This window comes from Arthrobacter sp. Soil761, from assembly GCF_001428325.1.
Lineage (GTDB): Bacteria > Actinomycetota > Actinomycetes > Actinomycetales > Micrococcaceae > Arthrobacter.
The window spans coordinates 258,799-285,690 of sequence record NZ_LMSF01000002.1 but is presented as its reverse complement, the minus strand read 5'-3'; the positions used below and the strand labels follow the sequence as shown (position 1 = coordinate 285,690).

Here is a 26,892-nt window from a genome sequence, read left to right as displayed (position 1 = left end):
ACCTGTCGTCATCAGGAGCGCCGAACTCCTGCGACATTCGCGGGTGCCAGCCCCAGTGGGTTCTTAGAGACCGATGCACCCAAGTGCTCCAGAGTAGCCGCAGGCACCACGGCTGACAGGTCAATGTCAGAAAAGGCCTCACGTGATACCCCGACTGCGGCGAAAGGTATGTACGTCTCGTTGCCTGTCGCCGGGTTAATTGTTTGTGTTCCGACTTCCAGCGCGATGCTTTGTATCAGCGCGCGGCGATCAGCTTCAAAGATTTCATGCAAAGTCCGCAGTACGACCTGGTGGACGATTCCCGCATATCGGTCCTTGGACTCTTTCTGCGAGAGTGCCACGGGCGTGATCTCGTCGCTGGCCTTTACGTACTTGTAGGACTTGATCGTGGGGATCTGGTCTGGGCTCGGGATGAGGACGCGCAACGCCAGCTCTGCTGTGCCAGGCTCAAACTCCGCCTCGTGCTCTACGGAAAACCCATCGGGATAGACGGAGTTGGCGAGCACAATGCCTACGTATTCCTGGACCGCTTCCACCGAACCGTAACTGAGATTCGTGATGAGTTGGTCAATCGAGGCGTTGTGCTCAGCAACCTCGGTCTCACGCGCGGCGCACTCGTCCAAGTACCGGGCTTGTGCTGCCGCCAGCCTTTGCTTTCGATTGTTCTCATCGGCCACATACCTGTCAGCAACCGCCTGCCGCCGCCCAGGCAACTGGGCCATCTCATGCTCCCAGGACGAATAAGCCTCGGCAAATGCGGCCTCAGCTTGGGCCTGAGCCTCAGCAAGCTTCTTCTTGCGGCCAAACAGCCCGGTTGGGGGAGCGGGCGGTTCAAACACAGGGGCCGGGGGATCGGGCAGGGGTACAGGGACGGGCATTGGGGTCTCGAGCCTCCGGTCGAACGGGGGATGCTCAGCCCTTCTGCGCAAGCTGGCTAGGTCAACATAATCATCCACGGCCAGAGTCGAATCAAGGAGGCTGTCAACCTGATCGTAAACGCTCGCAAGCTGGGCGTTCAGCTGCTCGGCTTCTGCCTGGCGGCTGGCCACATGGGCGTCATACGCTTCCTTCTCAAGGCGTTTGCGGTCCGCCTCCGAAGCACGCTGCAGTGCAGCCTGCGCCCTTTGCTCGGCTTTCCATGCCTGCTCGGCCCGGCGCGCCGATACCGCCTGCTCCCGTGCCGCCGCTCGTTGCCGCTGTTCGGCCACCTTCGCCTGGTGCTGCATTTCCGCTAAAAAGCCACGACGCCGTGCCAAATCAAACCCCCAGATACAGTTTTCGTTCACATTAGCAAGGAACTGGAAGACTAAAGTATTCACCTAGCCGCCCGACACAAGAACTATTTAGTAGCCAGCATCAAAAGCGAGTCCTGAGAGGTAGCCGCTCTGTCTCAATGCGCTCACCTCGACCGCAGGCTAGCGGCCAAGTCGCCGCGAATACTCCGTCGCGGCGACGCCGCGGCTTCTGGAAGCCCTTGGATGGATCGATAATCGAAGCCTTGTTTTTGACCGGGAGGCCCGGGGCGCCCAGCGTTACATAACGTCCATCACCATAAGGCTCGACTTGGCTCGCGCTCACACGGAATCCTCAGGTTTATTGGCACATAACGGACCGGAGCTCAGGTCAACCGCTATTTGACTGGAGCTTCGCCAAGTTCAGATCCGCACAGTTGAGGCCCCGCCCGAACACATGGTGAATTGGCGCGGTTGACGAAGACCTGGAGGACAGTCCGGGATTGGCGCAGGAAGCCTCAGGGGAGCCCCTCTCAGCTCCAGCTTTACGTAACGTCGGCTATCGGTCAGGGACGTTTTCTTAGCCGAGGCAGGGGGGTGGCTGCCTTCCGATCCTGGGCGGTCGCAGCCCAGGATCGGAAGCAGCACCTAGCGCTTTCCGTATTTACGGTGGACGGCTTGCTTGCTCACGCCCAGGCACAGCGCGATGGCTTCCCGGGAAAGGCCGGCCTGCCGGGCCTTCCTGACCAGTGACGCTTCTGTTCGCCCGACTTCCTTCTGCAGCTGGGCGGCCGCCTGCAGGGCTTCAGCCGGTCCTTTCCCGTCCATGGATGCAACCAAAGTCTTCATCCGATCCACCTCCATGCGTCAACATTAGTTGACGCCAGGGGTTGGGTCAACATATGTTGACGACCTGCCGAGCACTGAGGCTGTCTCGTGAACCCACGAGGAACGTGCGCGTGGACTGGACACCCGAGAGCAGGTGATCACTTCTGTTGGATGCCGGGCGACATCTTGCGCCGGCAAGCGGTCCCACGAGAAACTCGAGGAACGCGCGCTGAATTGATGAAAATTTGGACGGCGGGATACCAGGGAAAACGGAGGCAACGATGCCCCCGCTCCTGTCTGGCGGCAAAGATGCCGCCACAAGATCCCGCAGACGAAAGGATCGCAATGGCAGGAATGTTCGAACTATTTATCGACACCGAATCTGCGTTCAGGTTCCGGCTCACAGCACCCGATGGAACTGTCATGGCAGTGTCCAAGCCCTTCGATACCAAGACCGACGCCGTTGCCGGCATCGCCGCCGTGCGCGAATATGCCGGCATGGGACTGATTACCGACCACAGCACAACAACCACAAATGCGGCACCGCCAGCCACCTGGACTGACCCCGGCGGTCAAACTGACGATTCCCCGCGCATGCCAAAAATCGACTTCCACACCCGCGCCAGGGCGGTCCGCCGGGCCGTCTCGGGCCCCCGCTGGGCCGGGGCAATCCACAGCCTTTCCTGAACCGCCGGGGAGGGGTGTGGGGACCACTCTAGCTTTACACAAGATCAACTATCGGCCGTTCGGGTTCGATCCATATAAACGGGCCGTCAGGTACCTACCCCTACTTCTTCGTCATCCGATACCGTTCGATCTGCCGCAGCCGCCGCAGGAGGCTGTCGCGCCGCGGGTGCGGGACGGCGTCGGGCCCTTCCGCGGTGAGGTCGATGTGCTTGGTGCCGTACTGCCACAGGAGGAGGTCGTCCAGGAGCCGGTCCGGCCCGGGGGAGTAGCGGTGGTCCAGGGCCTTGCGGACCTCCGTGATGCGGTTGGCACTGAGCAGCCCGGCCAGCTGCATGGTCTGGTTCAGGCCGTGCGCGGCGAGGAGTTCGGCGGCCCAGCCCCAGTCGTCGTCCACCTTGCGGTCAACGTGGGGGAGCAGCGTGCGCCACACGTCCCGGATCCGGTTGGGCGTGAGCGGGGCGGCCCCTTCGCCGTCCACGTCCCAGAAGCTGCGGACTTCCTCATACCGTTCGTGCAGGTCGGCGAAGGCCGTCTCCACGGTTTCCAGCATGGCCGCGGTGGCGGTGAACTGCCGGTCGAAGTGCGGGGTCCAGGCGCGAGGGTCCTCGGCCTTGAACCGGATGTCGTGCTCGATCTCACTCCATGCGTGGGCGAAGATGGTGCGGATCTGGCACTCGAAGAAGTAGCTGCCGTTGGGCTGCAGGTCCGGGTTGAAGACCTGCTGGTATTCCTTGACGGCCTCGTTCTGGATGGTGCGCAGGATGAGGTGGCGGCTGGAATACCCGTATGTGCCGCTCTCGATGGAGCCGATGTCCTTCTCGCGGTCGCCGCGGCAGTCAAACAGCTGCCGTTGGCGCTTGATGATGTTGGCTACGGCGGCGTTCTCGGCCGGCAGCTTGGTGATCACCCGGATGCCCACCATGTCATTGAGGGTGCGGAAGGGGTCCGGGAACTTCAGGAGCCGCCGGCCGCCGGGTTCCAGCGGCTCCTCCGTGCGGGAGATCTTCTCCTTGAACGATTCCACCGTCTTGGTGCGGCCGGTGACGAAGAGCGGCGTGACCTCGCTGTCCTTCAGCATGTCCCGCAGAACCAGCAAAACGTCCCGGGTAACCAGCTTCAGGGCAGGCCGGACGCGCTCATAGATCTCCACGTTGTGCTGCACCGACTCACGCAGCGGCTCGTCCAGGTTTTCCCAGTTACTCGGCATGGTCCCAGCTTACGGCGGGGGTCCGACAGGAAGCCTTTGGGCCCCCTACGTTTCGGCGGCCGACGTGGACCCGCGCACCACCAGGGAGCTCTCGAGGATGAGTTCCTCCTGCTCCAGCGGCCGGCCTTCCATCAGGCGGCGGAGCTGCTCCCCGGCCTTCAGGCCCAGCAGCGCCGCGGGCAGGTGCACGCTGGTCAGGCCCGGGCTGCTGGTAGCGGAGTACGGCAGGTCGTCGAAGCCGGCAACCGCCAACTCCTCCGGAATCCGGACCCCTTCCACCCGGGCTTCCTGCAGCACACCGTAGGCGTGGGTGTCCGTGGCACAGACGACGGCGGTCACCCCCTGGCGCTGCCAGTCCGGCCACGCTGCGGCAAAGGCCGCCGCGGCCTCGCCAACGTCGATGGTGGTGGCAGGGATATGCTGCGGATCCACCGCCATGCCCCGGGCGGCCGCTTCGGCCAGGAACGCCTCGCGGCGGATGGCAAAAGTTTCGGTTCCGGTCACGCTGTCCAGGTAGGCCACGCGCCGGTGCCCGGCCCCGGCGAGGTGGGCGGCCAACTCCCGGGCGCCCTGCGCGACGTCCAGATTGACCGCGGGAGCAACCGATTCCAGGCCGGGTGCGTCCAGCAGGACCAGGGGCCCGGCCACGGACAGATCGGCCAGGAAGTCCGCGTTCGGTGCGTCAACCAGGAGCCCTGCCGGCCGCAGGGACATCAGCTTCCGGACGTCGTCAGCCTTGGGGAATTCGCCCGAATCGGTGACGGAGAGCAGCAGCTGGTAGTTGGGCCCCAGGGATTCCCGCACCCCGCCGATCACCTTGGCGAAGAACGGGTTGGAGATGTCCGGCGCCACCAGGATCACGATTGAACTGACGCCCTTGGCCAGCGAGCTCCCGATGCCGTCCACCACGTACCCCAGCTCGGCGATGGCCTCCCGCACCCGGGAAATGTTGTCCTCGGACACCCGGCCCGCCGTCTTGCCGTTGGCCACCAATGACACCGTGGCCACGGAGACGCCGGCCCGCGCCGCCACCATGGCTGCCGTCACCCGCCGGGGCCGCGCCCGCTGCTGCACCTGTTCCCCGGAATCCATACTTCGATCCTATCCGCCGCAGGGAACACCAGGGGCAGCAACGCATCAAGCGTTTGACGTGCGGCAACACCTCTCCGACGTTAAGCGTTTGACGCCAGCCGCAAAAGCCTGCCATGATCACTCCCGGAATACTGAATCCCTGCCTCCCCGGCAGGCCCCAATGACGTGGAGAACCATCGTGGAACTAGATCCCCGGCCCGTAGACAGCCACCCAAAGCCCCGGAAGATCATCCTGGACTGCGACCCCGGCCATGATGACGCCGTGGCCCTGCTGCTGGCGCACGGCAGCCCGAACATCGAACTGCTGGCCGTCACCACGGTAGTGGGCAACCAGACCCTTGAAAAGGTCACCCGCAACGCCCTGGCCGTCGGTACCATCGCCGGGATCACCGGCGTCCCCTTCGCCGCCGGCTGCCCGCGGCCCCTGGTCCGCAGCATCGAAACCGCGCCGGACATCCATGGCGAGTCCGGCATGGACGGCCCCGCCCTCCCGGAGTCCACCATCGAACTGGACCCGCGCCACGCCGTCGACCTCATCATCGACACTGTCATGGCGCACGAGCCCGGCACCGTCACCCTGGTCCCCACTGCCGGCCTGACCAACATCGCCATGGCCGCCCGCAAGGAACCGCGCATCGTGGAACGCGTCCGGGAAGTGGTCCTCATGGGCGGCGGCTACCACGTGGGCAACTGGAGCGCCGTGGCGGAGTTCAACATCATCATCGACCCCGAGGCCGCGCACATCGTCTTCAATGAAAAATGGCCGGTGGTGATGGTGGGTCTTGACCTCACCCACCAGGCGCTCGCCACCCCCGAGGTCGTGGAAAAGATCGCCGCCATCGGCACCACCCCGGCCAAATTCGTCACCGAGCTGATGGACTTCTTCGCCCACACCTACAAGGACGCGCAGGGCTTCGATCACCCGCCGGTCCATGATCCGTGCGCCGTGGCCTACGTGATCGACCCCAGCATCGTCAGCACCCGCAAGGTGCCGGTCAACATCGAACTGCAGGGCGCCCTCACGCTCGGCATGACCGTGGCGGACTTCCGCGCCCCCGCCCCCGCCGACTGCCACACCAGTGTGGCCGTGGACCTGGACCACGCGCGCTTCTGGGACCTGGTCACCGACGCGCTGGAACGCATCGGCGAGCCAATCACCAAAGGCAACGCGTCCGACGTCGAACGCCAGGCCAGTGCCTCCCTCACCGCCGGAGGGGTCAAGTAAATGACTGCCACGATGACCGAAACCAAGACCGGCCGCGGCAACATCGCCGCCCTCATGACCGCACTGCTGGCAGCCTGCGTGGCCTTCCAGCTCAACGCCTCCATGCTCAGCCCCGCCCTGGTCACCATGGGCGAGGAGCTCAACACCGACCAGGCCGTCATCGGCCTCTCCCAGACCTGGTTCTTCACCGCCGCCGCCCTCTTCTCCCTGTTCCTGCCCCGGCTCAGCGACATCGTGGGCCGCAAGAAGGTCCTGGTGGGCATGATGGTGCTGATGGCCGCGGGGTCCGTCATCGCGGCCCTCGCCCCGGACGTCACGTGGCTCTTCGTGGGCCGCATCATCCAGGGCGTCAGCGGACCCACCGTGCCGCTGTGCCTGATCATGCTGCGTTCTGCGGTCAGCAACCCGCGGAAATACGGCACCCTGATGGGCCTCATCACCGCGGTCAACGGCGGCGTGGCCGGCGTGGACTCCTTCGTGGGCGGCTACTTCGCGGAGCACTTCGGCTTCCGCAGCATCTTCTGGCTCATGGTGGTGCTGGCCGCCGCCGCCACCGCCCTGATCATGGTCCTCGCGGCGGAAAGCAAGCCTGCCGCCGGCACCCGGATGGACTGGCTGGGCGTGTTCTTCATCGTGGTGGCCGTCGGCGCCCTGCTGACCGCACTGAACGAGGCCTCCAAGCTGGTGGGCGGCTTCTCCGCCACAACGCTGATGCTGAGCCTGGCGCTGGTACTGGTGTCCGCCGTCGCGTTCTTCGCCTTCTGGCGCACCGAACAGCGCGCCGCGCAGCCCATGGTGGAAACCGTGCACCTGCGCCAGCGCTCCACCTGGGCTCCGCTGCTCACCACCACGCTGACCATGACCGGCATCTTCGCCGTCATCAACGGCATCGTTCCCGCCTACGTCCAGGCCGCCAACCCCGGGTTCGGCGTAGGCCCCACCGAAATGTCGCTGATCATCCTCACCCCGTACGCCCTGCTGGGCTGGCTGGTGGGCCCGATCAGCGGAAAACTGGCTCCGGTCCTTGGCTACACCAAGGTGCTCCGGATCGGCCTCCTGGGCAGCATCGCGGCGCTGGCGCTGATTGCCTTCCTGGGCCTGGACAGCCTGCCCCTGATGATCGCCGGCACGGTCTTGCTGGGCATCATGTACGCCGGTACGGTCAACATCATGCTCAACGGACTCGGTGTTGTCCTCTCGCCCGCCGGAAACCCCGGCTTCCTGCCCGGCATGAACGCGGGCGCGTTCAACCTGGGCGCAGGCCTCAGCTTCTTGATCCTGCCGGCCGTGCTGGTGGCGACGTCGGCACTTGGCGACGCGAAGGCCTCCTACCTCACCGTCGTGGTCGTCGGCTTGGCACTGACCGTCGCCGCCTTCGCCGCGTCCCTGCTGATCCCCAAGCCGGTTGAGGCTGAGGTGGCTGAATGAGTAGCACGGGCCGGATCGTCGTCGTCGGCTCCCTCAACGCCGACCTCACCATCTACTGCGAACGCCTGCCGCAGCCGGGCGAAACCGTCCAGGGCAATGGGTTTGCCGTGAACCCGGGCGGCAAGAGCGCCAACCAGGCGGTGGCCGCCGGCCGACTGGGCGGCCACGTCAGCCTGGTGGGTGCCGTGGGAAAGGACGCCAACGGAGCCATGCTCGAGGCCTCGGTGGCAGGGGCCGGCGTGGATGTGGGGCACGTGCGGACCTCCACTGAGCCCACCGGCGTCGCGGTCATCGCCGTGGACGCCCGTGGCGAGAACAACATCATCATCTCCGCCGGGGCCAACGGCACTCTGTCCCCGGCCGACGTCGCGGACGCCGGGGACGTGCTGGAGGAGGCCGCCGTGGTGAGCCTCTGCCTTGAGGTCGGCATGGACACGGTGCTGGCCGCAGCCCGGGCAGGGCACGACGCCGGCGCAACGGTCCTGCTGAACCTCTCGCCTTACGCGGAGATTCCGTCAGCCCTGGCCGGATTGGCTGACGTATTGCTGGTCAACGCCCACGAGGCCGCGCTGTTCCTTGGTGTTTCCGTGCCGGGTGCCGGGGCGCCCGCCGACGAGTGGGAAGCGGCGCGGGAGCGGTTTGCCGCCCGGGGCATCCAGCAGGTACTGGTGACGCTCGGTTCGCAGGGCTCCGTGGTGCTGGACTCGCTGGCGTCTCCCGGCTCCCGCGTGACGTCCGTTCAACCCACCCAGGTGCACGCGGTGGACACCACCGGTGCCGGGGACGCGTTCACGGGAGCAGTTGCCGTGCGGCTTGCGGCGGGGGATGCGCTCGCCGATGCCGCCGCCTTCGCCTCCGTTGCCGCGGCCCTGGCAACCACCCGCAAAGGGACCCAGGCAGCGTACCCGGACACGGCCGACGTCGAACGCCGCCTCCGCGCGTCCTGACGCCGCCGGCGGGGCGCCGGTGAGGCTAGGCCCGCGCCTGGGCCCGGACCGAGGCCCGCTCCACTGGCGGGCAGTGGATCTTGGCGGCCCCGTCTGTGGCGGCGTCGATGCCCAAGAGGGTCCGCACACCGGCCGCGCCCAGCTCATAGTGCGGCAGGGACACGGTGGACAGCGGCGGGCGAAGGTGGGCGGCGATGACCTCCTGGTTGTCGAAGCCCACCACCGCCATGTCGTCCGGGATGGACAGGCCCCGCTCCCGCAGGCCGTCGTACAGGCCCATGGCCATCCGGTCGTTGTAGCAGTACACCGCCGTCACGTCGCGCGTGAGGAGTTCCGCGGTTGCGCCGTAGCCGCCCTCCTGGTCCGGATAGGCCTCCATCACCAGCCCGGGATCGAACGCCACCCCGGCCTCCTCGAGGGCTTCGCGGTAGCCGGCCAGGCGTCCGTCCTTGGCCGGAGCGGGAATGGTGGCGTTGATGAAGGCGATGCGGCGGTGGCCGTTACGGAGCAGGATTTCGGTGGCGGAGCGGCCGCCCTGGACCTCGTCCGGAACCACGGCGCGGGTGCCGGGCTCGTCGGAGAAGCAGTTGACCAGGACGAACTCGGCTTCGCGCAGGGGCTCCGGGATCTCGGTCTGCCGGTGGAACCAGGTGGAGTACAGGATGCCGCGCACCTTGTACTCGAGCATCATCTTGATGGCGTCCTGTTCCAGTTCGCCGTTGCCCTCGGTGTTGGCGATGAGCAGGGCGTACCCGTGCTTCCATGCCTCGTCCTGGGCGCCGTGGATGATCTGGCCCGCGAAGGGGGTGGTTGCCACGCCGTCGGCCACGAGCCCGATGAACTTCGAAGTCCCGCTGACCAGCGTCTTGGCCATGGCGTTGGGCCGGTACCCGAGGGTGCGGATGGCGTCCTTGACGCGTTGCCGGGTCTCCTCGGCGATCCTGGCGCTCTTCTTCTTGTTGACCACCAGGGAGACGGTGGCCGTGGAGACTCCGGCGGCTTCGGCCACTTCGCGGAGGGTCACCGGATGGGCGCGTTCTGGCATCCGCGGCGGTTGGGCGCTGGGCGCCGGCCCGCCTGGCTTGTTCTCCGTTGACATCTTCTGGCCTCCGTCTGGAGTATATCTGCCTGCCGTGGCGGTCATCCCTTGGTCGCCCCGCTTTCGAGGCCCTGGATCATGGCCTTGTTGAGCACCAGGAACACCAGCAGCAGCGGCGTGATGGTGACGCACACGGCGGCGAAGGTTGCCGTCCAGTCCACCTTGCCCATGGCGCCGATGTAGTTCTGCAGGCCCAGCGGAATGGTCTTCAGCTCCTCGGACAGGACGAACGTGTTGGCGAAGATGAAGTCGTTCCAGATGAAGATGCTGTTGACCAGCACCACCGTGACCACGGTGTTCAGGGACAGCGGCAGGGTGATCAGCCCGAAGATCCGGTAGGGCCCGGCGCCGTCCAGGGAGGCCGCCTCATAGGTTTCCTTGGGGATGTACTCGTAGAACGAGCAGAACAGGTACACGGACATGGGCAGGGAAAACCCGGCCAGCGGGATGATCATGGACTGGTACGTGTCCAGTAGGTTCACCGTGGAGTAGTCGATGAACAGGGGGACCAGGGCGATCTGGACCGGCACGATGATGCCGATCAGGAACAGCCCGCGGACCAGTTTGCTGAGCCGGAAGCCCAGCACCTGGATGGCGTAGGCGGCCATCATGCCCAGCAGGACGATGAGGATGTTGGCGCCCATGGTCACCACGAAGCTGTTGAGGATGTTCCGGCCCAGGTCGCCTGTTTCGAATGCCCTGGCGTAGTTGTCCCACGTCAGGGCGCCGGGCAGGGCGAAGGGGTCGCCGGTGGCGAAGTCGTGTTCGGTGCGGAGGCTGGTGAGGAACAGCCACGCGAGCGGGTAGACCTGCACGATCACGATCAGCATGATCAGCACGCGGGACAGGGTCCGGAACAGGTCCGGCCGGCGCCTGCGGCGTGGTGCGGCCGGTGTGGGCGGGACGACGGCGGCGGGCCGGGTGGGCGGGGCTGCCTGGGTGATCATGCGTCTGCCTTCCGCTTGAGCAGGAACAGGATGAGGCCGACGGCCACGAGGCACTCCACCACGATGAACACCGAGATGGTGCTGGCGTAGCCGAAGTCCGTGCTGGTGAACGCGGTCTTGTACATGTAGGTGGTGAGCAGTTCCGAGGACTGGCCCGGACCGCCGTTGGTCATCAGGTAGGGGATGTCGAAGCCGCGCAGCCCGTAGGTGGTGGCCATGATCGTGGTGGTGATCCACACCGGGCGGATGTACGGGAAACGGATCCTGGTGAACAGGGTCCACCGGGAGGCGCCGTCAAGGACCGCGGCTTCCTCCAGCTCCTTGGGCACCGCCAGCAGCGCCGCGTAGATGATGAGCATGTACAGCCCGGTGAAGCGCCAGCCTTCCGGCGCGGACACCGCCGCCAGGACGGTATTGACGTCCGAGAGCCAGGGCCGTTCCAGGCTGCCCAGCCCGATCCAGTGCAGGAGCTGGTTGAGCAGGCCCACCGGCTCCAGCGAGTAGATCCGCACGAAGAGGAAGGCGATGGCCACGGTGGAGATCACGGCAGGCAGCAGGTACAGGGTCTTGATGAGCTCCCGTCCGCGGCGGAGGGAGGTGAGGAGGCTGGCCACCACCAGGGCGCCTCCCAGCTGCAGGACCAGGCAGATGGCCAGGTAGAGGAGGGCGTTCAGGAACGCCCGCCAGAAGATGTCGTCCGCGGTGAACATGCGGAGGTAGTTCTCCAGTCCCACGAATTCCATGTCGCTGATGCCGTTCCAGGAGAAGAAGCTCAGGAACAGCGACTGGAGGATGGGGAAGAGGACGGCCGCGCCGTACAGCAGCAGCGGCGGGAGCAGGAAGACCAGGACTGAGGTCCTCGATCTGTTGGGAAGCATCCTGTTGGGGAGCATGGCTGGCCTTTACTTGAAGAACTTGGGGGCGTTCTGGGCGATGGTGCTGTCCATGGTCTCCGTGAACTGCTGGGGCGTGATTTCGCCCTGCACCAGCAGGACGAGCTCCTGCTGCAGCCGCCCGTTGGTGGTGGGGTCCAGCTGGGTGTCCCAGGGCATGGCCTGCTTGGCGCCCAGGTCTTTGGCCTGGTCCAGCGCCTTCCGGTACAGCGGCGTGGCGTTGGCAGGAATGGCGGTTTCGACGTCGGTGGTGGGGGAGAGTGCCCCGGTGGCGGCGTATTCAGCGGGGTACTTCTGGAGGGCGAACTTAAGGAAGTCGCTCACCAGCGGATCGTAGGTCTTGGCGTTGACCGCCATGCCGATGCCCGACGGGGACACGAACTCGTTGGCCGCCGTCACCGAGCCGGCTGTGGTGGGCAGGGTGAAGAAGTCGATGTCGTCGCGCACGGCAGGGTTGAGCTTGTCCGTGGCGAGGCTGGGCAATTCCCAGGTGCCGATGTTGTACATGGCGGCCTGGCCGGAGGTGAACTGGTTCTGCGCGTCTGAATAGCCCTGCGCGGAGAACCCGTCCTGGAAGCACTTGGCCTTGCCCAGTTCCGCCAGCCAGTTGACGGTCTTCTGTCCTGCGGGGTCGGTGAACTTGGCCTCGCCCTTCTTCAGTTTCTGGACGAACTCCGGTCCGGCTGCCCGGAAGGGCTGGTAGGCGGCGTACCGTTCCAGCGGCCACTGGTCCTGGCCGTCGATGGCAATCGGCGTGATGCCGGCGCCGCGGAGGGCGGTGCACATGGCGGGAATGTCGTCCAGGGACTTGGGCACGGCCACCCCGGCCTTTGCCAGCAGCGCCTTGTTGTACCAGATGTATTCCAGCTCGTACTGGAACGGGATCATGTACAGGGATCCGTCGTCGAACCGCTGGTAGTCCAGGGCCCCGGGGCGGTATTTGTCGTAGATGTCCAGTGTCTTCAGCAGCTTCTCGGCGTCCAGCATCTTGCCCTGCTTCGCCAGCTGCTGCGCGAACGGAGTGGCGTCGGTGTCGAACAGTTCGGGCAGCTTGTTGGCCGCCGCCAGGGTTTCGAGTTTCTGGATGTAGGAGGGGCGGTCCGGGGTGGTGATCAGGTTCAGCTTGAAGCCCGGGTGGTCCTTGCCGTAGTCGTCGGCCAGCTTCTTCATGATGTTGATGACCGCGCCGTCGGCCGGGCGGGACAGCAGCCACGAAATTTCGCGGGGCTTGATCTCGCCGGTGGGGGCGACGTTGGTGGAACTGGTGGAGCTTCCGCCCCCGCAGCCGGTCAGGGCCAGGGCGGTGACTGCTGCGACGGCGGCAGCGCGGAACAGGTTCTTCATTGCGGCAATCTCCCTTGATTGGAGTGGATCATGTGGAACGGGTCAGGTGGAACGGAGGAGTGGTATTCAGTTGTCGGTGCGCTTGCGTACTTCGAGGTCGGTGACGGTAACGCATCCTTCGCCGGCGAACACGCCGATTGCGCCGGCGGGAAGGTCGTAGATCCGGGTGCTGAGCGCCACCTGGCGGTCCACGACGGCGACGCAGAGGTCCCCGTCCACCACCACTTCCAGCGTGTGCCGGCCGGGTGGAAGGTTGCAGGGGCGTTCGAGTTCGATGGCGAAGGGAACATCGCCGGACACGTGCCACTGGGCGTCGCCGGTGATGGTCCGGGGCCAGCGGTCGAACACCAGGCGCCCGCGCTTCGGTTCGAGGCGGAGGACGTAGGAGCGGTCACCGTCCGGGCTGGAGCGGAGCAGCATTCCGCATTCGGTGGTTCCGGCCTGGATATCGAACACCGCCCTGGCATGGAACTGGGCGGGCAGGTTGCTGGTGGCGACGGCGGCGCCGTAGCCGTCCGGCACGTCCAGCCGGAGGGGCAGCCCGGTTTCAAGCTCCAGCGGCACGTCGTCCCAGAAGCTGTCCACCAGCTCGTCGGCGAACCCGAACGCCAAAGTCCCGTCCGGGTTCTGCCGCGCCTCCAAGACCGCCATGGTGCCCGCCCACTGCCAGGCGCCGTCGTCGGAATTCCCTTCCTTGCTGGCAATCCAGCCGAAGAAGAACCGCCGGCCGTCCCGCTCTGCCGTCTTGGAGGCGTAGAAGGCGCGGCCGTCCACGCTGTCCAGGGCGGGGACGGTCCACGGGCCGGTGGGGCTCTTGGCCATGCGGTACCTGGTGGTGAAGGTTTCGGAGAATTCCGAGTAGACCATGTACCACCAGCCGTTCCATTCAAAGACGTCCGGGCACTCGTGGGTGATGTAGCGGCGGGGGTCCCAGAACGGGTCCGTGTGCGTCCAGGTCATCAGGTCGGTGGAGACGCACTGGGCGATGACGCCGCGGCGCCGCTCGGGCCCGTCGGAGTGGCGGGCGGCGAGCAGCATCCGCCACAGGCCGGCGGCTTCGTCGCGGAAGACGAAGGGGTCCCGCCAGTCAGCGGATTCATACCCGGTGGGTGCCCCGAAGGTGAGCCCGGGGTGCTTGGTCCAGGTGTCCATGCCGTCCGTGCTGGTGGCGTGCATGACCAGCTGCAGGGGCAGCCCGTCGGTGCCGAGGTTGGCGGGGTTCTGTCCGGTGTAGAACAGGTGGTGCACCCCGGACCCGTCGGCCACGATGCTGCCGGTGTAGCAGTTGAAGTCCGGCTCCTCCGTTGTTCCGTGGGGGAGGGCCACCCCGTGGTCCTGGAACTGGGTGAGGTCCTTGGTGGTCACCAGGTTCCAGGCGGTGCCCGGCTTGGGTTCGGCCCGGACTTCGTGAAGGTAGAACAGCCAGAACTCGCCGTCCTTCTGGAAGGGGATAAGGTCTCCAACCCAGGCATCGGCGGGCTGGAAGAAGACGGGATAGCTCATCAGCGGTGATGTCCATTTCTGCTAAAGCGTTTGATCACCACGAAGGTAGCGTGGAATGCGCCACTTGATCAAGCGTTTTAGCAAAAATACTTTCCCCTGTCGTTTTCGGCCGCATTGTGACGGGCGCCATTTTGCTGGAACGCTTGACCAGTCGAATGGATGGACATTACCCTCTCCTGCTAAAGCGCTTAAGCACGGCGGTGAGTCCTGGGCTGACGAGGGTCCCGGCGCCGTCGAGCGCCCCGGCGATGACGCCGGCCATGAGAGGAAGTCAACGATGACCCACGCCCTGTCCCGCCGCCACGTCCTGCAAGGTTCAGGAGCAGGCGCGCTCGCCCTGTTCCTGGGCAACGGACTCACCGTCCCCGCGCGCGCCCAAACCTCACTGCGGGCCGCCTACCACATGACTCCGCCGTCGGGCTGGCTCTGCGACCCGCAGCGTCCGGTTCACCTGGACGGCACCTACCACCTCTACTACCTGCGTTCCGCGCAGAACAACGGCCCCGGCGGCTGGGACCACGCCACCACCGCGGACGGTGTGGCCTTCACGCACCACGGGGTTGCCCTTCCGCTGCAGCCGGACTTTCCTGTCTGGTCCGGCTCCGCAGTGGTGGATACGGGCAATACCGCAGGCTTCGGAACCGGTGCCGTCGTTGTGCTGGCAACGCAGCCCACGGGCGGCATCCGCAAGTACCAGGAGCAGTACCTCTACTGGTCAACGGACGGCGGCTACACCTTCACCTCCCTGCCCGAACCGGTCATTGCCAACACCGACGGGCGTACGGCCGTTACCCAGGCGGAAATTGAAAATGCGGAATGGTTCCGCGACCCGAAGATCCACTGGGACGCAGCCCGCGGGGAGTGGGTGTGCGTGATTGGCCGGGCGCGCTACGCTGCCTTCTACACGTCGGTGAACCTGCGGGACTGGCAGCTGAAGCGCAACTTCGACTACCCCAACCACGCGCTGGGCGGCATCGAGTGTCCGGACCTGTTCCAGATGAAGGCCGACGACGGGACCTGGCATTGGGTGCTTGGCGCCAGCATGGATGCGTACAGCATCGGGCTGCCCATGACCTACGCCTACTGGACGGGAACCTGGGACGGTAACCAGTTCCTTGCCGACGACGTGGACAATCCGCAATGGCTGGACTGGGGCTGGGACTGGTACGCGGCGGTGACCTGGCCTGCGGCCGAAGCACCGGAGACGCGCCGCTACGCCGTTGCCTGGATGAACAACTGGAAGTACGCCGCCCGGGATGTCCCCACCGATGCCACGGACGGGTACAACGGACAGAACTCGGTGGTGCGCGAACTGCGCCTGGAGCGCCAGGCAGGGGGCTGGTACAGCCTGCTGAGCAGCCCCGTCAGGGCGCTCGCCGGCTATGCCACGGCCACCACCGGGCTCCCGGACCGGACCGTGGAGGGGAGTGCCGTCCTGCCCTGGAACGGCCGCGCCTACGAGCTGGAGCTCGACATCTCATGGGAGGCGGCCACGAATGTGGGGGTCTCCGTTGGCCGCTCGGCGGACGGGACCCGCCACACGAACATCGGCAAGTATGGGGCCGAACTGTACGTTGACCGGGCGCCCTCGGACCTCCCCGGCTACTCGCTGGTGCCCTACACACGGGCGGCGGCGCCCATCGACCTCAACGCCAAGTCCGTCCACCTGCGCGTCCTGGTGGATACCCAGAGCGTGGAAGTGTTCGTTAACGCCGGCCACACTGTGCTGTCGCAGCAGGTGCACTTTGCGGACGGCGATACCGGCATCTCGCTGTACACCGACGGCGGCCCGGCCATCTTTTCCGGCATCACCATCCGGGAACTGGCGGCCCCCGCGTGAAGGGCTAGGTGTACTGCCCAGGGACGTTGGTTCGGTGAATGTGATGACTCGCTGGAGTCGTTGAGCCAAAGGTGAGGACCTCCGGTTGCACAGTGGAGTTGCTTAGACAACCGCTGCAGCGACCAGGAGGTCCTCATGTCCCACGCTAATGCCGCTTTGACTCCGCGCCAACGTTTACGCGTCGCGCGTCTGGTCGTTGACCACGGCTGGCCGGTATCCCGGGCTGCCGAGCAGTTCAACTGCTCCTGGCCGACCGCGAAACGGTGGGCGGCCCGTTACGCCGCGATGGGTGAGGCCGGTATGGCTGATAGGTCCTCCCGCCCGTACCGGGTGGCCAACCGGACGCCGCAGCAGCTGGTGCGCAAAGTTGTGCACCTGCGCTGGAAGCAACGGCTGGGACCGGTCGCGATCGGGGCGAAGCTGGCCATGCCGGCCTCGACCGTGCACGCGGTCCTGGTCCGGTGCCGGCTGAACCGCCTGCATCACGTGGACAAGCGCACCGGAGAAGTCATCCGCCGCTATGAGCACGTGACTCCCGGAGCGATGATCCATGTGGATGTGAAGAAGCTCGGCAACATCCCCGACGGCGGCGGCTGGCGCTACGTCGGGCGGCAGCAAGGCAAGCAGAACCGTGCTGCGACTCCGTCAAAGCCGCGCAGCAGACACCGTAGCCCGCTGATCGGGACCGCCTACGTACACACGGTCATTGACGACAATTCACGGGTCGCCTACGCGGAGATCCATGGCGATGAAACAGCGGCCACCGCAGTAGCAGTCCTGCAAAGGGCTGTGTCCTGGTTCGCTGCCCGCGGCGTCATCGTGGAACGGGTTCTCTCTGACAACGGGGCGGCCTACAAATCACATCTCTGGCGGGACACCTGCCAAGAACTGGGGATCACGGCAAAGAAGACCCGGCCATATCGCCCGCAGACCAACGGCAAGATCGAACGCTTCCACAGAACCCTTGCCGACGGGTGGGCCTTCAAGCGCTTCTACGCCACGGAATCAGCCCGCAGAAACGCCTTCCCGGCATGGCTGCACCACTACAATCACCACAGGCCCCACACCGCAATCGGAGGCCACCCGCCCATCAGCCGCTTAACCAACCTGCCTGGGCAGTACAGCTAGGCCAGCGCGTCGAGGGTGACCCCGGTGTGGTCCGCAAGGCGGGCCAGGAGGGCGTCCTGGAACCGGGGGTCGGTGGCCGCCGGATGCGGCGTTTGCCGGTGCTGGTGGTACCAGTAGCCCCCGCTGGCCAGGGCCCCGGGATCATCACTGGTGGCCAGCCACTCCTGGGTCCGGTGCCCCAGTTCCAGGTCATCCGGAGCTGACCGGCCGCCCATCCGCGTGGGTACCCAGCCGGGGTCGACGGCGTTGCTGGCGACATGCGGGACAAGGCGGGCCAGCGCTGCCGACAACGCAGTGACGTGCAGCTTCGTTGTGGAGTAGGAGGCCGTCGTCGTCCGTCCTGCCCAGTCCAGGCCGTCCAGGCCGATGCTGCCGCCGCGGTGCATGCCGCTGCTGAGGTAGATGAGCCGGCGCGGGCCGGGAATGAGGGCGGTGAGCAGGTACGGGGCCACCACGTTCACCGGGAGCAGGGCCGCACCGTTGAGTACGCCCGCGTTGTGGATGACCGCGTCGATGCCGCCGATCGCGTTGGCCTGGTCCGCGATCTGCCGGACTTCCTGTGCAACCGCGAGGTCACCGGTGACGCAGTTCGCCCCGCGGTCCAGCAGGTGCTGCACCGCGGGGACGCGCCGGGAGGACCGCGCATGCACGATCACGTCGTGGCCGTCCTGCAGCAGCGTCTCCGCCGCGGCCAGGCCAAGCCCGTCGGTGGATCCGGTGATGAAAACGCGTGCCATGCGCGGCCCTCCCTTGTTCCTGGGTTTGTACCAGTATCCCGGCGTCAGACGGCGTCGGTGGGGGCGGCGCGGTGGTCAATCGCAGCTGTCAATTCGTCGATGCGCTCCATGGCTCCGTTGAGTTTCTCGACGGCGGCCCACAGGTCCGGATGCTGTTCCCGGACCTGGTCCAGGGTTGCACCGGCGGACCGCAGTGACCCGAGGTCAAAGCTGACGTTGGTGCGTGCCCCGGCAACGGCAGCCCGAAGGGCGCCGAACGCGACGACGACATCGGCCACGAGCGACCGGTTGCCGTTTGTTGCCAGCCAGCCCAGGTCGTCGATGGCCCCGATGGCCCGTTCGCCCAGGAGGGCGGAGGACGCCGCGGCTTCCAGCGACGCGGAACGGATCGCCTCCTCCCGCTCCTGGCCCGGCTCCAGCCGGAAGGCGGCGCCGAACGCCTTGGAAGCGGACGCGTCGTCATCTGCCAGCCGCAGGGCTTCCTGGCGCAGTGCGTGCGCCCGGGCGCGTATCCGGGCCGGCTCCTCGCCGTCGTCCCCGCTGTAGCCGGCCACCATGGACGTCAGCGAGGCGGCGACGGCGAGCATCAGCCCTGTCCCCGCCCCTCCGCCGGGTGAGCCTGTGGATTCCGCCAGCGCGCGCGTCCACTCTTCCACCGTTGACCCTTGGGTGGTCACTACAGGTTCCTCCATGCCAGGGACCGTGCCCAGAAAAGTGAGGGGCTAAACGGCAGGGCACGGCGGCACCGCGCGCTTCTGGCCCAGTTTTGATGGGCCTGGCCGCGGAAACACGGGGCTCTTCCGGCGATCCGGGCCGCTAAAGTGGGCCAGTGTGACGCGACGCTACCGCCATGACTACGGCGACGACCCCAGCCAGTGGGGCGAACTCTTCCTTCCCGATCTTCCGGTTGGCGGGAGGCACCGGGGCGTGGTGGTGGTCATCCACGGCGGGTACTGGCGCTCCACTTACGGGGCCGAACTGGGGGAGCCGCTGGCCAAGGACCTGGCGGAACACGGCATGGCGGCCTGGAACCTCGAGTACCGGCGTGCCGGCAACGGCGGCGGCTGGCCGGGCACCTTCCAGGACATCCTGGCCGGCATCGACAAGCTGGCCGACCTGGCAGCACCGCACGCGCTGGACCTGGGCAGAGTAGTGGCGCTGGGCCATTCCGCCGGCGGGCACCTGGCGGTGTGGGCGGCAGGCAGGAACAGGCTGGAGGGGCTCGGACCCGCAGAGGGCAGCCAGGTGGAAAACAGCACGGACGGCGTCCGCCTCACCGGGGTGGTGAGCCAGTCGGGGGTCCTCAACCTGGGCGGGGCCGAGCGGCTCAGCCTCAGCGATGGTGCGGTGGCAAACCTGCTGGCCGGGCCGTCGTCGGAATTTCCCGGACGCCACCGCATGGCCGACCCCATGGCCGCGCTGCCGCTGGACGTTCCCGTCTATGCCGTCCACGCGCTGGGGGACGACGACGTCCCCCTCAGCATGTCCACCACCTATGTTGAGGCCAGCCAGGCCGGACCCGTGCCGGCACAGCTGGTCAGGGTGCCGGGGGACCACTTCGCCCTGATCGACGTCACGGCGGAGGCGTATCTCACGTGCCGGGAACTGGTGGGCGGGCTGCTCCGCTGACACGACCTGCTGACCGGTCCGCTTTCTGGCAGAGTATGACCATGCTCACAGTGATCGGCGAAGGCCTTGTTGACGTTGTCCAGCGCGCCTCCGGAATTGAGGCCCATGTGGGCGGCAGCCCGCTGAACGTTGCGGTGGGCCTGGCCCGGCTGGACCATCCGGTGCAGTTCATTGGCCGCTACGGCCGGGACGCGTACGGCGATTCGGTGGCTGCCCACCTGCGCGCCAGTTCCGTCATGCTGCCGGTACCGCCGGATGAGTTGCCCACCAGCGTGGCCACCGCGTTGATTGACGACGACGGCGCCGCCACCTACACGTTCGACCTCACCTGGGAGCTCCCGGGCCTCGCGGACCGGCTCGGCTTCATGCTGCAGGGCACCACGCTGCTGCACACGGGTTCGATAGCCACGATGCTGATGCCTGGTGCCACCGAAGTCCTGGCCGCCGTCGAGTACGCCCACCCCTCGGCCACCATCAGTTTCGATCCCAACTGCCGGCCCAGCATCATCACCGACGTGGACTTTGCGCGGCGGCAGGCGGAGAAGTTCGTCACCCTGGCGGACGTGGTCAAGGCCTCCGACGAGGACCTGGAATGGCTTTATCCGGGGCAGGACGTCCTGGACTCGGCGCGGAAGTGGCTGGCCCTGGGAGGCTCGGAGGGGCCGGCGCTTGTGGTGGTGACCCGGGGCGCGGATGGGCCGTGGGGAGTGTGCCGCGCCGGCGAAGCGTCCGTTCCCGCACCGAAAGTTGACGTGGCGGACACCGTGGGGGCTGGGGATTCCTTCATGGCGGCGCTGCTGTCCGGCCTGGTGGACCGGGACCTGGACGGCGCGCAGAACCGCGGGGCGCTGCGCGACCTGCCTGCCGAAGGGCTGGCCGAACTCCTTGCGCATGCTGCCCGTGCAGCGGCTGTCACGGTGTCGCGGCCCGGCGCCAACCCGCCGACGCGGGCTGAGATGGACCGGCTGGGAACGGCCGAAGAGGGCTAAGAGTCGAATCGGCTGCTCCGCAAGTGCCGTTCTGAGTACTCAAAAGGACACCTGCGGAGCAACCGATGGAGGGAGGGCCTACTCCTTGCCAAGCCCCGCTGCCGAGGTCTTCCCGTCCGAGACGCTGTTGAGGGCCCGCAGATCGAAGATGCCGTTGATGTCCGCCTGCTTGGTGGTGCCGGCAGTCACGCCGTCGGCCAGGAGCTTCTGGTAGGTTCCGGCGAGCGGGTCCACGGTGAAGACGATGTTCTTCAGTGAACGGTCGATGACGTCGGCCTTCAGTTCGGCCCCGGCGGCTTCCTTGAGCGCGGCGTTGATGGCAGTTGCCTTTTCGTTGGCCGGTGCCGCGTTCAGCCACTCGACCGACTTCACATGCCCCTTCAGGAGTGCCTTGACGGTGTCCGGATGGTCGGCGGCGAACTTCCGGTTCACGATCAGGATGGTGGTGGGGAACTCGCCCGGCTTGCCGGACAGTGTGCCATCCCACAGGTCCTTTTCATCGACCAGGACCTTCGCGCCGGCCGTCAGTACCAGGCGTGACGCCCACGGTTCAGGCAACCACGCGCCGTCGAGCTTGCCGTCCTGGAACAGCTTTAGGGTCTGGGCGTTCTCGGTGGGGTTGATGGCGACGTCCCCGCTGCCGTCCACGTTGGTCTTGTAGCCCTGGGTGGCAAGCCACGCCCGGAGGGCGACGTCCTGCGTGCCGCCGAGCTGCGGCGACGCGAGCGTCCTGCCCTTCAGGTCTGCAGCGGAGCCGATTTCCGGCTTGACCACCAGCTGTGCGCCGCCGGCCGCGGCACCGGCGATGATGTTGACGGATTCGCCCTGGCTCTTCACGAAGGAGTTGATGGCCGGGTTCGGGCCGATGTAGGTGGCGTCGATGGCGCCGGCGTTCAGCGCTTCGATGGCTGCGGGGCCGGCGTTGAACACCTGGGTGCTGAGCTTGGTGCTGCCCAGTTCATCGGCGATGAAGCCCTTGCTGACCCCTACCAGGGCGGGGGCGTGGGTGACGTTGCCGAAGTAGCCAAGCTTCAGCTCGGCCGCCGGGTTGCCGGCGGGCGCCACGTCGGCTGCCGGTGCAGCGGTGCCGTTGTTGACGGCGGAGGCGACGGCGGCACCCCCGCCGATCAGGGCCAGCGCGGCTGCCGCGATGCCGATTTTGAGGCCGAGCGGGCGCTGGGGCTTGGCTGACCCGCCGGCGACGATGCGGGTGGATGCTTGCTGGTTTTGCGGACTCTTGTCCTGCGGGTTTGCCATGGGGAAATCCTTTGCTGGGGCTGATGCTGAGACGAGATTACGGAGCGCCCGGCGGCCCCACAATCATTCGTGTCGCAGTGGTTCACGGGGAGACGCGAAGCCTCAATGCGGCGTAGCAGGGCGTTAAAAATCGTCGCGGAGCGTCTTGATTCGGCCCTCCTGGTGCCCCTACGCGGCCTTCACCAGGGGGAGCTCGTCCCAGTGCGTGGTGTAACGGGGCGAACGCATGTCCCGCTTCATGGTCCAGTCCAGGCCCGACTTGATGCCCGCATGCCCCAGCCCGATGGACCCCCGTCCAAACCGGCGGCTCACATCCTCAAGCAATGGCCCGATGCCGCGTTCCTCGTGCCGGTTCTCGAACAGTTCGAGCGGGGGCTGGTTTCCCGTGGGCCGCAGGTCGGTGAGCATCAGGCCCGCTTTGGCATATTTCAGTCCATCCCGGATATTGGGCAGCAGCGCGTGGGCGGCTTTGGTGAGCAGGAGTGGATCCGCGGTGGGCATGGGCAACGAGACGCAGACCGAAGGGTAGGCCTGTTCGTAATCCCTGAAGGGGGACGTGGCAGCGAAGGCCGTCAGCACTTTCGCCTGCAGTCCGTGCTTGGACAGCCTGGCGCTCGCCTGCTGCCCGTAGATGCTCAGAACCTCGCGCAGGCCGGCGGCGGTGGTCACGGGAGTGGCGAAGGAACGGGAAAATATCAGCTGGTCGCGGCCGATGCGCTCCTCCTCCATGGGAATGCACGGGGTGCCGCGCAGTTCCAGGACGGTGCGCATCAGCACCACCGAAAACTTGTCCCTGATCGCCACCGGATCCGCCCGGACCAGGTCCAGCACGGTGAAGATGCCCAACACGTTGAGCCGCTTCATCAGCCGCCCGGCAATGCCCCACACCTCGTCCACCGGCAACCGGCCCATGAGGGCCTCGCGAACGTCGGCCGGGACCGACTCCCAGAGGCAGACCCCGCCAAAAGCGGCGTTGTTCTTGGCCCACTTGTTGCAGAGCTTTGCCAGGGTCTTGGTGGGGGCGATGCCCACGCAGACCGGCACCCCCACGTGCCGCCGCACGGCCTCTTTCATCCTGCGGCCCAGGGCCAGCAGCTCGTCCGGTTTTCCCTTCACGCCCAGGAACGCTTCGTCGATGCTGTAAACCTCCAGCCACGCCGAGTACCTGCCCAGCAGCTCCATCACCCGGGAGCTGATGTCCCCGTAGAGCTCATAGTTGCTGGACTTCGCCACCAGGCCCCACTCCTTGGCCCGCGGCGCGAGCTTGAACCAGGGCTCGCCGGTGGCGATGCCCAGGGCCTTCGCCTCGGGGGAGCGCGTCACCGCGCAGCCGTCATTGTTGGACAGCACCACCAGCGGGCGGCCCTCCAGGGAGGGGTCGAAGGCGCGCTCCGCGGAGGCGTAGAAGCAGTTGACATCCACGTGGGCGATCTGCGGCATCCGCCGCATGAGCACCGGCTTAGGCATGCTGCTCCTCAAACGTGGAATATCTCAGACGTGGTGCAGGCACCTGGTGGCGACACCCCAGATGGTCAGCTCGGACAGGGCGGGGACGTGGATATCCGGATATTTGGGGTTCTCCGCCTGCAGCACCACGCCGGTGCCGGTGATGCGGAGGCGCTTAACCGTCAGCTCCCCGTCCAGCACCGCAATCACCACACACCCGTCCTTCGGCTCCAGTGCCCGGTTCACGATCAGTTCGTCACCGTCGCTGATGCCGGCGCCCTCCATGGAGTCCCCGGTGACCCGGACCACGAAGGTGCTGGTGATGTCCTTGATGAGGTGCGCGTTCAAGTCGATCCGCCCGTCAAAGTAGTCCTGCGCAGGAGACGGAAACCCTGCCGCCACCGCCACGGGGGAGATCAGTACCGTGAATAACGAGGCGCCCGCATCTATCACGCGGGGACCGATAATAACGCCCACAACACACCCTTATTCGAATATATGTTCGATAGTTTCAGTGTAGACCCGGAGACTGACAACGGCACCACCCCGGCCGTCCCTGGACAGCCCGCGGACCCGAAGCGGACGCTCCGGCGGCGACGGTGCGCAAACCCCCACGTAGACTGGCATCATGCGGCTGGTAGCAAGCGATATTGACGGAACGATCCTTGGGCACGACGGAAAAATCAGCCCCCGCACCATCCGCGCCTTCCACGCCTGCCGCGATGCCGGCGTCGAGCTCGTGTTTGTCACGGGCCGTCCGCCGCGCTGGCTGCACCCCCTCGAGGAGCAGCTGGGCCACACGGGACGGGTGATTTGCTCCAACGGTGCCGTGGTCTGGGACCTGGAGGCGGACCGCCTGGTCTCCGCCCGCACCCTGGCGATCCACACCGTCCTGGAGGTCCGCGGCATCATCAAGGCGCTCCGCCCCGCGGCCCTGTTCGCAGCGGAAACGCTCACCGGATTCCATCTGGAACCGGGCTTCATCGAAAATGAATCCAGCGAGCTGCTGGCCGAATTCACCCCGGCCCCGCTGAAGGACACGCTCACCAGTGACGATTCGGTGGTCAAATTCCTTGCCATCGTCCGCGACGGCACACCCGATGATTTCCTCGCCGAGGTGGCACCCGCCGTCGAGCACCTGGCCGCGACGACCCACTCCTCGCCCGGCGTTGCCATGCTGGAACTCTCCCTGCCGGGGGTCAACAAGGCCGTTACCCTGGCCGAGTACGCTTCGGGGCTGGGCATTGATGCCGCGGATGTGGTGGCCTTCGGCGACATGCCCAATGACATCGAGATGCTCCGGTGGGCGGGTCACGGCTATGCCATGGCCAGCGGCCATCCGGAGGCCATCCGCGCGGCGGGGCAGCAGGCACCGCATTTTGACGACGACGGCGTGGCCCAGGTTTTGGAGGCGCGGCTCGCCTCCCTGGGCGTCCAGTTTTCCTGACCGCAGCAGCCCCCCGTATTCACAGCTGCCGCTCACCTGGCGTTTACCTTCGCCCCCTAGCGTGAACCATGGAAAGCAGGCACGACTTACGCCGGCTCATAGGGGGCAACCATGGCAAGGAACGTCAAACAGCACATGGCCGATGGGCCGCACCGGCCAGCAACCCCGGCTCCGCACTGGAAGCAGCTGCGCCAGGGCGACCGGGTCCGCGTCCTGCTGTCGCCCGGTTTTGAGGCAGGCGGCGTGGTGGACACCATCACCGCCGACCACACGGCAGTCTGGGTCCACCTGGACGGCGGCCGCGGCCGGACGCTCCTGCACTGCGGCGACGGGGTGGACATTGTGCCATGCGGGGAAACCGACTGCGCTGACTGACCCGCCGGCCCCAACCCCGCGCGGCTCGGGTACGCTCACATTGTGACCCTGCCCTTTTTCGAGCACAAGGACGACGCCGGGCGGCAGCTACCCATCGCCATGGCCCACCGCGGGTTCTCGGCTGAGGGGCTGGAAAACTCGATGGCCGCGTTCCGCTCCGGCGTCGAACTGGGCTTCCGGTACCTGGAAACGGACGTGCACACCACGGCCGACGGCGTGCTGCTGCTCTTCCACGATGAAGCCCTGGACCGCCTGACCGACGGCAGCGGCCGCGTGGCGGACCTGCCGGCCGCGGACGTCGCCAAGGCCAGGATCAACGGCCGCGAGCCCATCCCGACGTTCGATGAATTGGTGACCCAGCTGCCACACGCCCGGCTGAACCTGGACGTCAAGGACTGGGGCTCCGTCCACAGCACGGCCGCCGCCATCGAGCGGCACCAAGTGCACCAGCGGGTGCTGGTCACCAGTTTTTCGGACCGTCGACGGCGGGCGGTGCTGAAACTGCTCAGCCGGCCGGTTGCCTCCTCCGCCGGCGTGTCCTCCAATGCCCTTTTCACCCTGCTGGGCCCCGTGCTTCCACGCCCGGTGTTCCACCGGCTCATGCGCCGGGTGCTCAGGGACGTCCATGCGCTGCAGGTCCCCGTCCGCTATGGACGGATCCCTGTGGTCACCGCCGGGTTCATCCGCCGCGCCCACGCCCTTGGCCTGGCGGTGCACGTCTGGACCATCAACGATGCCGCGGAAATGCACCGCCTCCTCGACCTGGGCGCGGACGGCATCGTCACGGACCGCGCGGACCTGCTTCGCGAAGTGCTCATGGAGCGCGGGGAGTGGCCGCAGGGCCACCCGCCTGTGCCGGGTTCCTAGCCTCCGGACGGCGCGGTGGCGTCGCCGGTAAGGCCGTCGCGGTCCGCCTGGCCAGGGTCAGTTTCGTCGGTGTCACCGCCCAGGGGACGGTTGGAGACCGGTTCCGGGGCAGCCCCTGTCTTGAGGCCGGGCGCCTTCTGCTTCTCCGCCTCCATGGCATTTGAACCTTCACTCAGGGACGAGTGGACTTCCACGTCGTCATTGGGGTTCGTGGGGTCGGGAACATCCATCTTCTCCGTCGGCTTGGATGTTCCGGCCAGGTCCTCCATGGCGTTTTCTGCTGCCTTGCCGATGCTGTCGCCGATTCCCATCTGACTGCTCCTTCCGACATTGCGTGCCGGCGCCCAGCGGCATACCGGCCCTACTCCTCCAGAATTATCAGCATGCTTACAATTAGTCCAGTGCTGGGGAATCGGACCGCAGCCGGAGAGGAAGGAAGACCAGCATGAGCACTTACCATCCGGAGAATGACCCCGCGAACCCCGACCGCCCGGGGAAGGAAGACGTTGGCTCCGCCCAGCCGCACCTGGCGGAGCAGCGCAGCAGGGAGGCGGCCGGTTCGCCAAACCCCGACCCGGCGGAGGGCAATGTCACCGGGCTGGAACCGGGCGGGGGAGTGCCCCCGGGAGAGACGCCGCCGGCCGAGGGCCAGATGAGCCGGGACCAGGGCCACTCCGAATAGCGGTTAAATGGCAGGCGCGGCGTCTGGCGTCATGCCATGCGCCGCGCTGCTCGCCTCAGGTGT

General features: G+C 66.6%; 27 protein-coding genes. 12 read left to right on the top strand and 15 right to left on the bottom strand.

Annotation, left to right across the window (positions count from 1 at the left end; all coding sequences use genetic code 11):
- Positions 1 to 11 precede the first annotated feature (11 nt).
- Together ASG79_RS03760 and ASG79_RS03755 are read right to left on the bottom strand one after the other, a co-directional pair.
- A complete protein-coding gene (locus ASG79_RS03760) occupies positions 12 to 1,319 on the bottom strand; it encodes a hypothetical protein (protein WP_235509720.1) in 1,308 nt (435 codons plus the stop codon).
- A gap of 561 nt (positions 1,320 to 1,880) precedes the next feature.
- Positions 1,881 to 2,096 (bottom strand): hypothetical protein, encoded by a 216-nt coding sequence (locus tag ASG79_RS03755; protein ID WP_056388513.1) that lies wholly within the window; start codon positions 2,094 to 2,096, stop codon positions 1,881 to 1,883.
- Between the two features lie 309 nt (positions 2,097 to 2,405).
- On the opposite strand from ASG79_RS03755, the gene ASG79_RS03750 reads away from it, so the two are divergent.
- A complete protein-coding gene (locus ASG79_RS03750; protein ID WP_056388511.1) occupies positions 2,406 to 2,747 on the top strand; it encodes a YegP family protein in 342 nt (113 codons plus the stop codon).
- A gap of 100 nt (positions 2,748 to 2,847) precedes the next feature.
- On the opposite strand, the gene ASG79_RS03745 is transcribed toward ASG79_RS03750, so the two are convergent.
- Together ASG79_RS03745 and ASG79_RS03740 are read right to left on the bottom strand one after the other, a co-directional pair.
- The gene (locus ASG79_RS03745; RefSeq protein ID WP_018770343.1) at positions 2,848 to 3,954 is read right to left on the bottom strand and encodes a GTP pyrophosphokinase family protein; all 1,107 of its coding nucleotides are present in this window, start codon (positions 3,952 to 3,954) and stop codon (positions 2,848 to 2,850) included.
- 45 nt (positions 3,955 to 3,999) lie between these two features.
- Positions 4,000 to 4,989 (bottom strand): LacI family DNA-binding transcriptional regulator, encoded by a 990-nt coding sequence (locus tag ASG79_RS03740; RefSeq protein WP_186447859.1) that lies wholly within the window; start codon positions 4,987 to 4,989, stop codon positions 4,000 to 4,002.
- Between the two features lie 217 nt (positions 4,990 to 5,206).
- On the opposite strand from ASG79_RS03740, the gene ASG79_RS03735 reads away from it, so the two are divergent.
- Genes ASG79_RS03735 through ASG79_RS03725 form a run of 3 tightly spaced genes read left to right on the top strand, consistent with a single transcriptional unit; the run spans position 5,207 to position 8,646 of the window.
- A complete protein-coding gene (locus ASG79_RS03735; protein ID WP_056388509.1) occupies positions 5,207 to 6,271 on the top strand; it encodes a nucleoside hydrolase in 1,065 nt (354 codons plus the stop codon).
- A complete protein-coding gene (locus tag ASG79_RS03730) occupies positions 6,272 to 7,699 on the top strand; it encodes an MFS transporter (RefSeq protein WP_056388506.1) in 1,428 nt (475 codons plus the stop codon).
- Complete coding sequence (locus ASG79_RS03725; protein ID WP_056388505.1) at positions 7,696 to 8,646, top strand: ribokinase; 951 nt, start codon at positions 7,696 to 7,698, stop codon at positions 8,644 to 8,646. The genes ASG79_RS03730 and ASG79_RS03725 overlap by 4 nt, the downstream gene beginning before the upstream one ends.
- Positions 8,647 to 8,671: 25 nt before the next feature.
- Here the strand turns inward: ASG79_RS03725 and ASG79_RS03720 are convergent, their stop codons facing one another.
- The 5 genes from ASG79_RS03720 to ASG79_RS03700 form a co-directional block, all read right to left on the bottom strand.
- Complete coding sequence (locus ASG79_RS03720) at positions 8,672 to 9,691, bottom strand: LacI family DNA-binding transcriptional regulator (protein ID WP_056388622.1); 1,020 nt, start codon at positions 9,689 to 9,691, stop codon at positions 8,672 to 8,674.
- A gap of 95 nt (positions 9,692 to 9,786) precedes the next feature.
- The gene (locus ASG79_RS03715; RefSeq protein WP_018770337.1) at positions 9,787 to 10,692 is read right to left on the bottom strand and encodes a carbohydrate ABC transporter permease; all 906 of its coding nucleotides are present in this window, start codon (positions 10,690 to 10,692) and stop codon (positions 9,787 to 9,789) included.
- A complete protein-coding gene (locus ASG79_RS03710) occupies positions 10,689 to 11,570 on the bottom strand; it encodes a carbohydrate ABC transporter permease (RefSeq protein ID WP_056388621.1) in 882 nt (293 codons plus the stop codon). Before ASG79_RS03710 ends, ASG79_RS03715 begins: the two co-directional genes overlap by 4 nt.
- 24 nt (positions 11,571 to 11,594) lie before the next feature.
- Positions 11,595 to 12,929, bottom strand: coding sequence for an ABC transporter substrate-binding protein (locus ASG79_RS03705; RefSeq protein WP_018770335.1), 1,335 nt, complete (start codon positions 12,927 to 12,929; stop codon positions 11,595 to 11,597).
- 66 nt (positions 12,930 to 12,995) lie between these two features.
- On the bottom strand, positions 12,996 to 14,432 hold the full coding sequence (locus ASG79_RS03700; RefSeq protein WP_018770334.1) for a glycoside hydrolase family 32 protein: 1,437 nt from the start codon (positions 14,430 to 14,432) through the stop codon (positions 12,996 to 12,998).
- Between the two features lie 277 nt (positions 14,433 to 14,709).
- Here ASG79_RS03700 and ASG79_RS03695 point away from each other — a divergent pair, with 277 nt between their 5' ends.
- Positions 14,710 to 16,272, top strand: a complete 1,563-nt coding sequence (locus ASG79_RS03695) for a glycoside hydrolase family 32 protein (RefSeq protein ID WP_056388503.1) — start codon at positions 14,710 to 14,712, stop codon at positions 16,270 to 16,272.
- 135 nt (positions 16,273 to 16,407) lie between these two features.
- Complete coding sequence (locus tag ASG79_RS03690; RefSeq protein WP_056388502.1) at positions 16,408 to 17,400, top strand: IS481 family transposase; 993 nt, start codon at positions 16,408 to 16,410, stop codon at positions 17,398 to 17,400.
- On the opposite strand, the gene ASG79_RS03685 is transcribed toward ASG79_RS03690, so the two are convergent.
- Positions 17,397 to 18,137 carry an SDR family NAD(P)-dependent oxidoreductase gene (locus ASG79_RS03685; protein WP_056388500.1) on the bottom strand — a complete coding sequence of 247 codons (741 nt, stop codon included), beginning with the start codon at positions 18,135 to 18,137 and terminating at the stop codon, positions 17,397 to 17,399. The two genes, ASG79_RS03690 and ASG79_RS03685, sit on opposite strands and share 4 nt — an antisense overlap.
- A gap of 44 nt (positions 18,138 to 18,181) precedes the next feature.
- Positions 18,182 to 18,829 carry a cyclodeaminase/cyclohydrolase family protein gene (locus ASG79_RS03680; RefSeq protein WP_056388498.1) on the bottom strand — a complete coding sequence of 216 codons (648 nt, stop codon included), beginning with the start codon at positions 18,827 to 18,829 and terminating at the stop codon, positions 18,182 to 18,184.
- Between the two features lie 139 nt (positions 18,830 to 18,968).
- Here ASG79_RS03680 and ASG79_RS03675 point away from each other — a divergent pair, with 139 nt between their 5' ends.
- Positions 18,969 to 19,766: an alpha/beta hydrolase gene (locus ASG79_RS03675; protein WP_056388497.1), complete on the top strand. Its 798-nt coding sequence runs from the start codon at positions 18,969 to 18,971 to the stop codon at positions 19,764 to 19,766.
- 41 nt (positions 19,767 to 19,807) lie between these two features.
- Positions 19,808 to 20,755, top strand: a complete 948-nt coding sequence (locus ASG79_RS03670; protein ID WP_056388619.1) for a carbohydrate kinase family protein — start codon at positions 19,808 to 19,810, stop codon at positions 20,753 to 20,755.
- Positions 20,756 to 20,833: 78 nt separating this feature from the next.
- Here the strand turns inward: ASG79_RS03670 and ASG79_RS03665 are convergent, their stop codons facing one another.
- From ASG79_RS03665 to ASG79_RS03655, 3 genes are all read right to left on the bottom strand, one after another.
- On the bottom strand, positions 20,834 to 22,012 hold the full coding sequence (locus tag ASG79_RS03665) for an ABC transporter substrate-binding protein (RefSeq protein WP_056388496.1): 1,179 nt from the start codon (positions 22,010 to 22,012) through the stop codon (positions 20,834 to 20,836).
- Positions 22,013 to 22,180: 168 nt separating this feature from the next.
- A complete protein-coding gene (locus ASG79_RS03660; protein ID WP_200953133.1) occupies positions 22,181 to 23,479 on the bottom strand; it encodes a Y-family DNA polymerase in 1,299 nt (432 codons plus the stop codon).
- A 24-nt stretch (positions 23,480 to 23,503) separates the two neighbouring features.
- Positions 23,504 to 23,935: a LexA family protein gene (locus ASG79_RS03655; protein WP_056388494.1), complete on the bottom strand. Its 432-nt coding sequence runs from the start codon at positions 23,933 to 23,935 to the stop codon at positions 23,504 to 23,506.
- Positions 23,936 to 24,086: 151 nt separating this feature from the next.
- Between ASG79_RS03655 and ASG79_RS03650 the strand changes: the two genes are divergently transcribed.
- The 3 genes from ASG79_RS03650 to ASG79_RS03640 all read left to right on the top strand — a co-directional run bounded on the left by ASG79_RS03650 (position 24,087) and on the right by ASG79_RS03640 (position 26,147).
- Positions 24,087 to 24,905, top strand: coding sequence for a Cof-type HAD-IIB family hydrolase (locus ASG79_RS03650; protein ID WP_056388493.1), 819 nt, complete (start codon positions 24,087 to 24,089; stop codon positions 24,903 to 24,905).
- A gap of 111 nt (positions 24,906 to 25,016) precedes the next feature.
- Complete coding sequence (locus ASG79_RS03645; RefSeq protein ID WP_018770324.1) at positions 25,017 to 25,280, top strand: hypothetical protein; 264 nt, start codon at positions 25,017 to 25,019, stop codon at positions 25,278 to 25,280.
- Positions 25,281 to 25,322: 42 nt separating this feature from the next.
- Positions 25,323 to 26,147 carry a glycerophosphodiester phosphodiesterase gene (locus tag ASG79_RS03640; RefSeq protein ID WP_056388492.1) on the top strand — a complete coding sequence of 275 codons (825 nt, stop codon included), beginning with the start codon at positions 25,323 to 25,325 and terminating at the stop codon, positions 26,145 to 26,147.
- Here the strand turns inward: ASG79_RS03640 and ASG79_RS03635 are convergent.
- Complete coding sequence (locus tag ASG79_RS03635) at positions 26,144 to 26,458, bottom strand: hypothetical protein (protein ID WP_056388488.1); 315 nt, start codon at positions 26,456 to 26,458, stop codon at positions 26,144 to 26,146. The genes ASG79_RS03640 and ASG79_RS03635 overlap by 4 nt on opposite strands.
- A gap of 134 nt (positions 26,459 to 26,592) precedes the next feature.
- On the opposite strand from ASG79_RS03635, the gene ASG79_RS03630 reads away from it, so the two are divergent.
- Positions 26,593 to 26,829 (top strand): DUF6480 family protein, encoded by a 237-nt coding sequence (locus ASG79_RS03630; RefSeq protein WP_056388486.1) that lies wholly within the window; start codon positions 26,593 to 26,595, stop codon positions 26,827 to 26,829.
- Positions 26,830 to 26,892 lie beyond the last annotated feature (63 nt).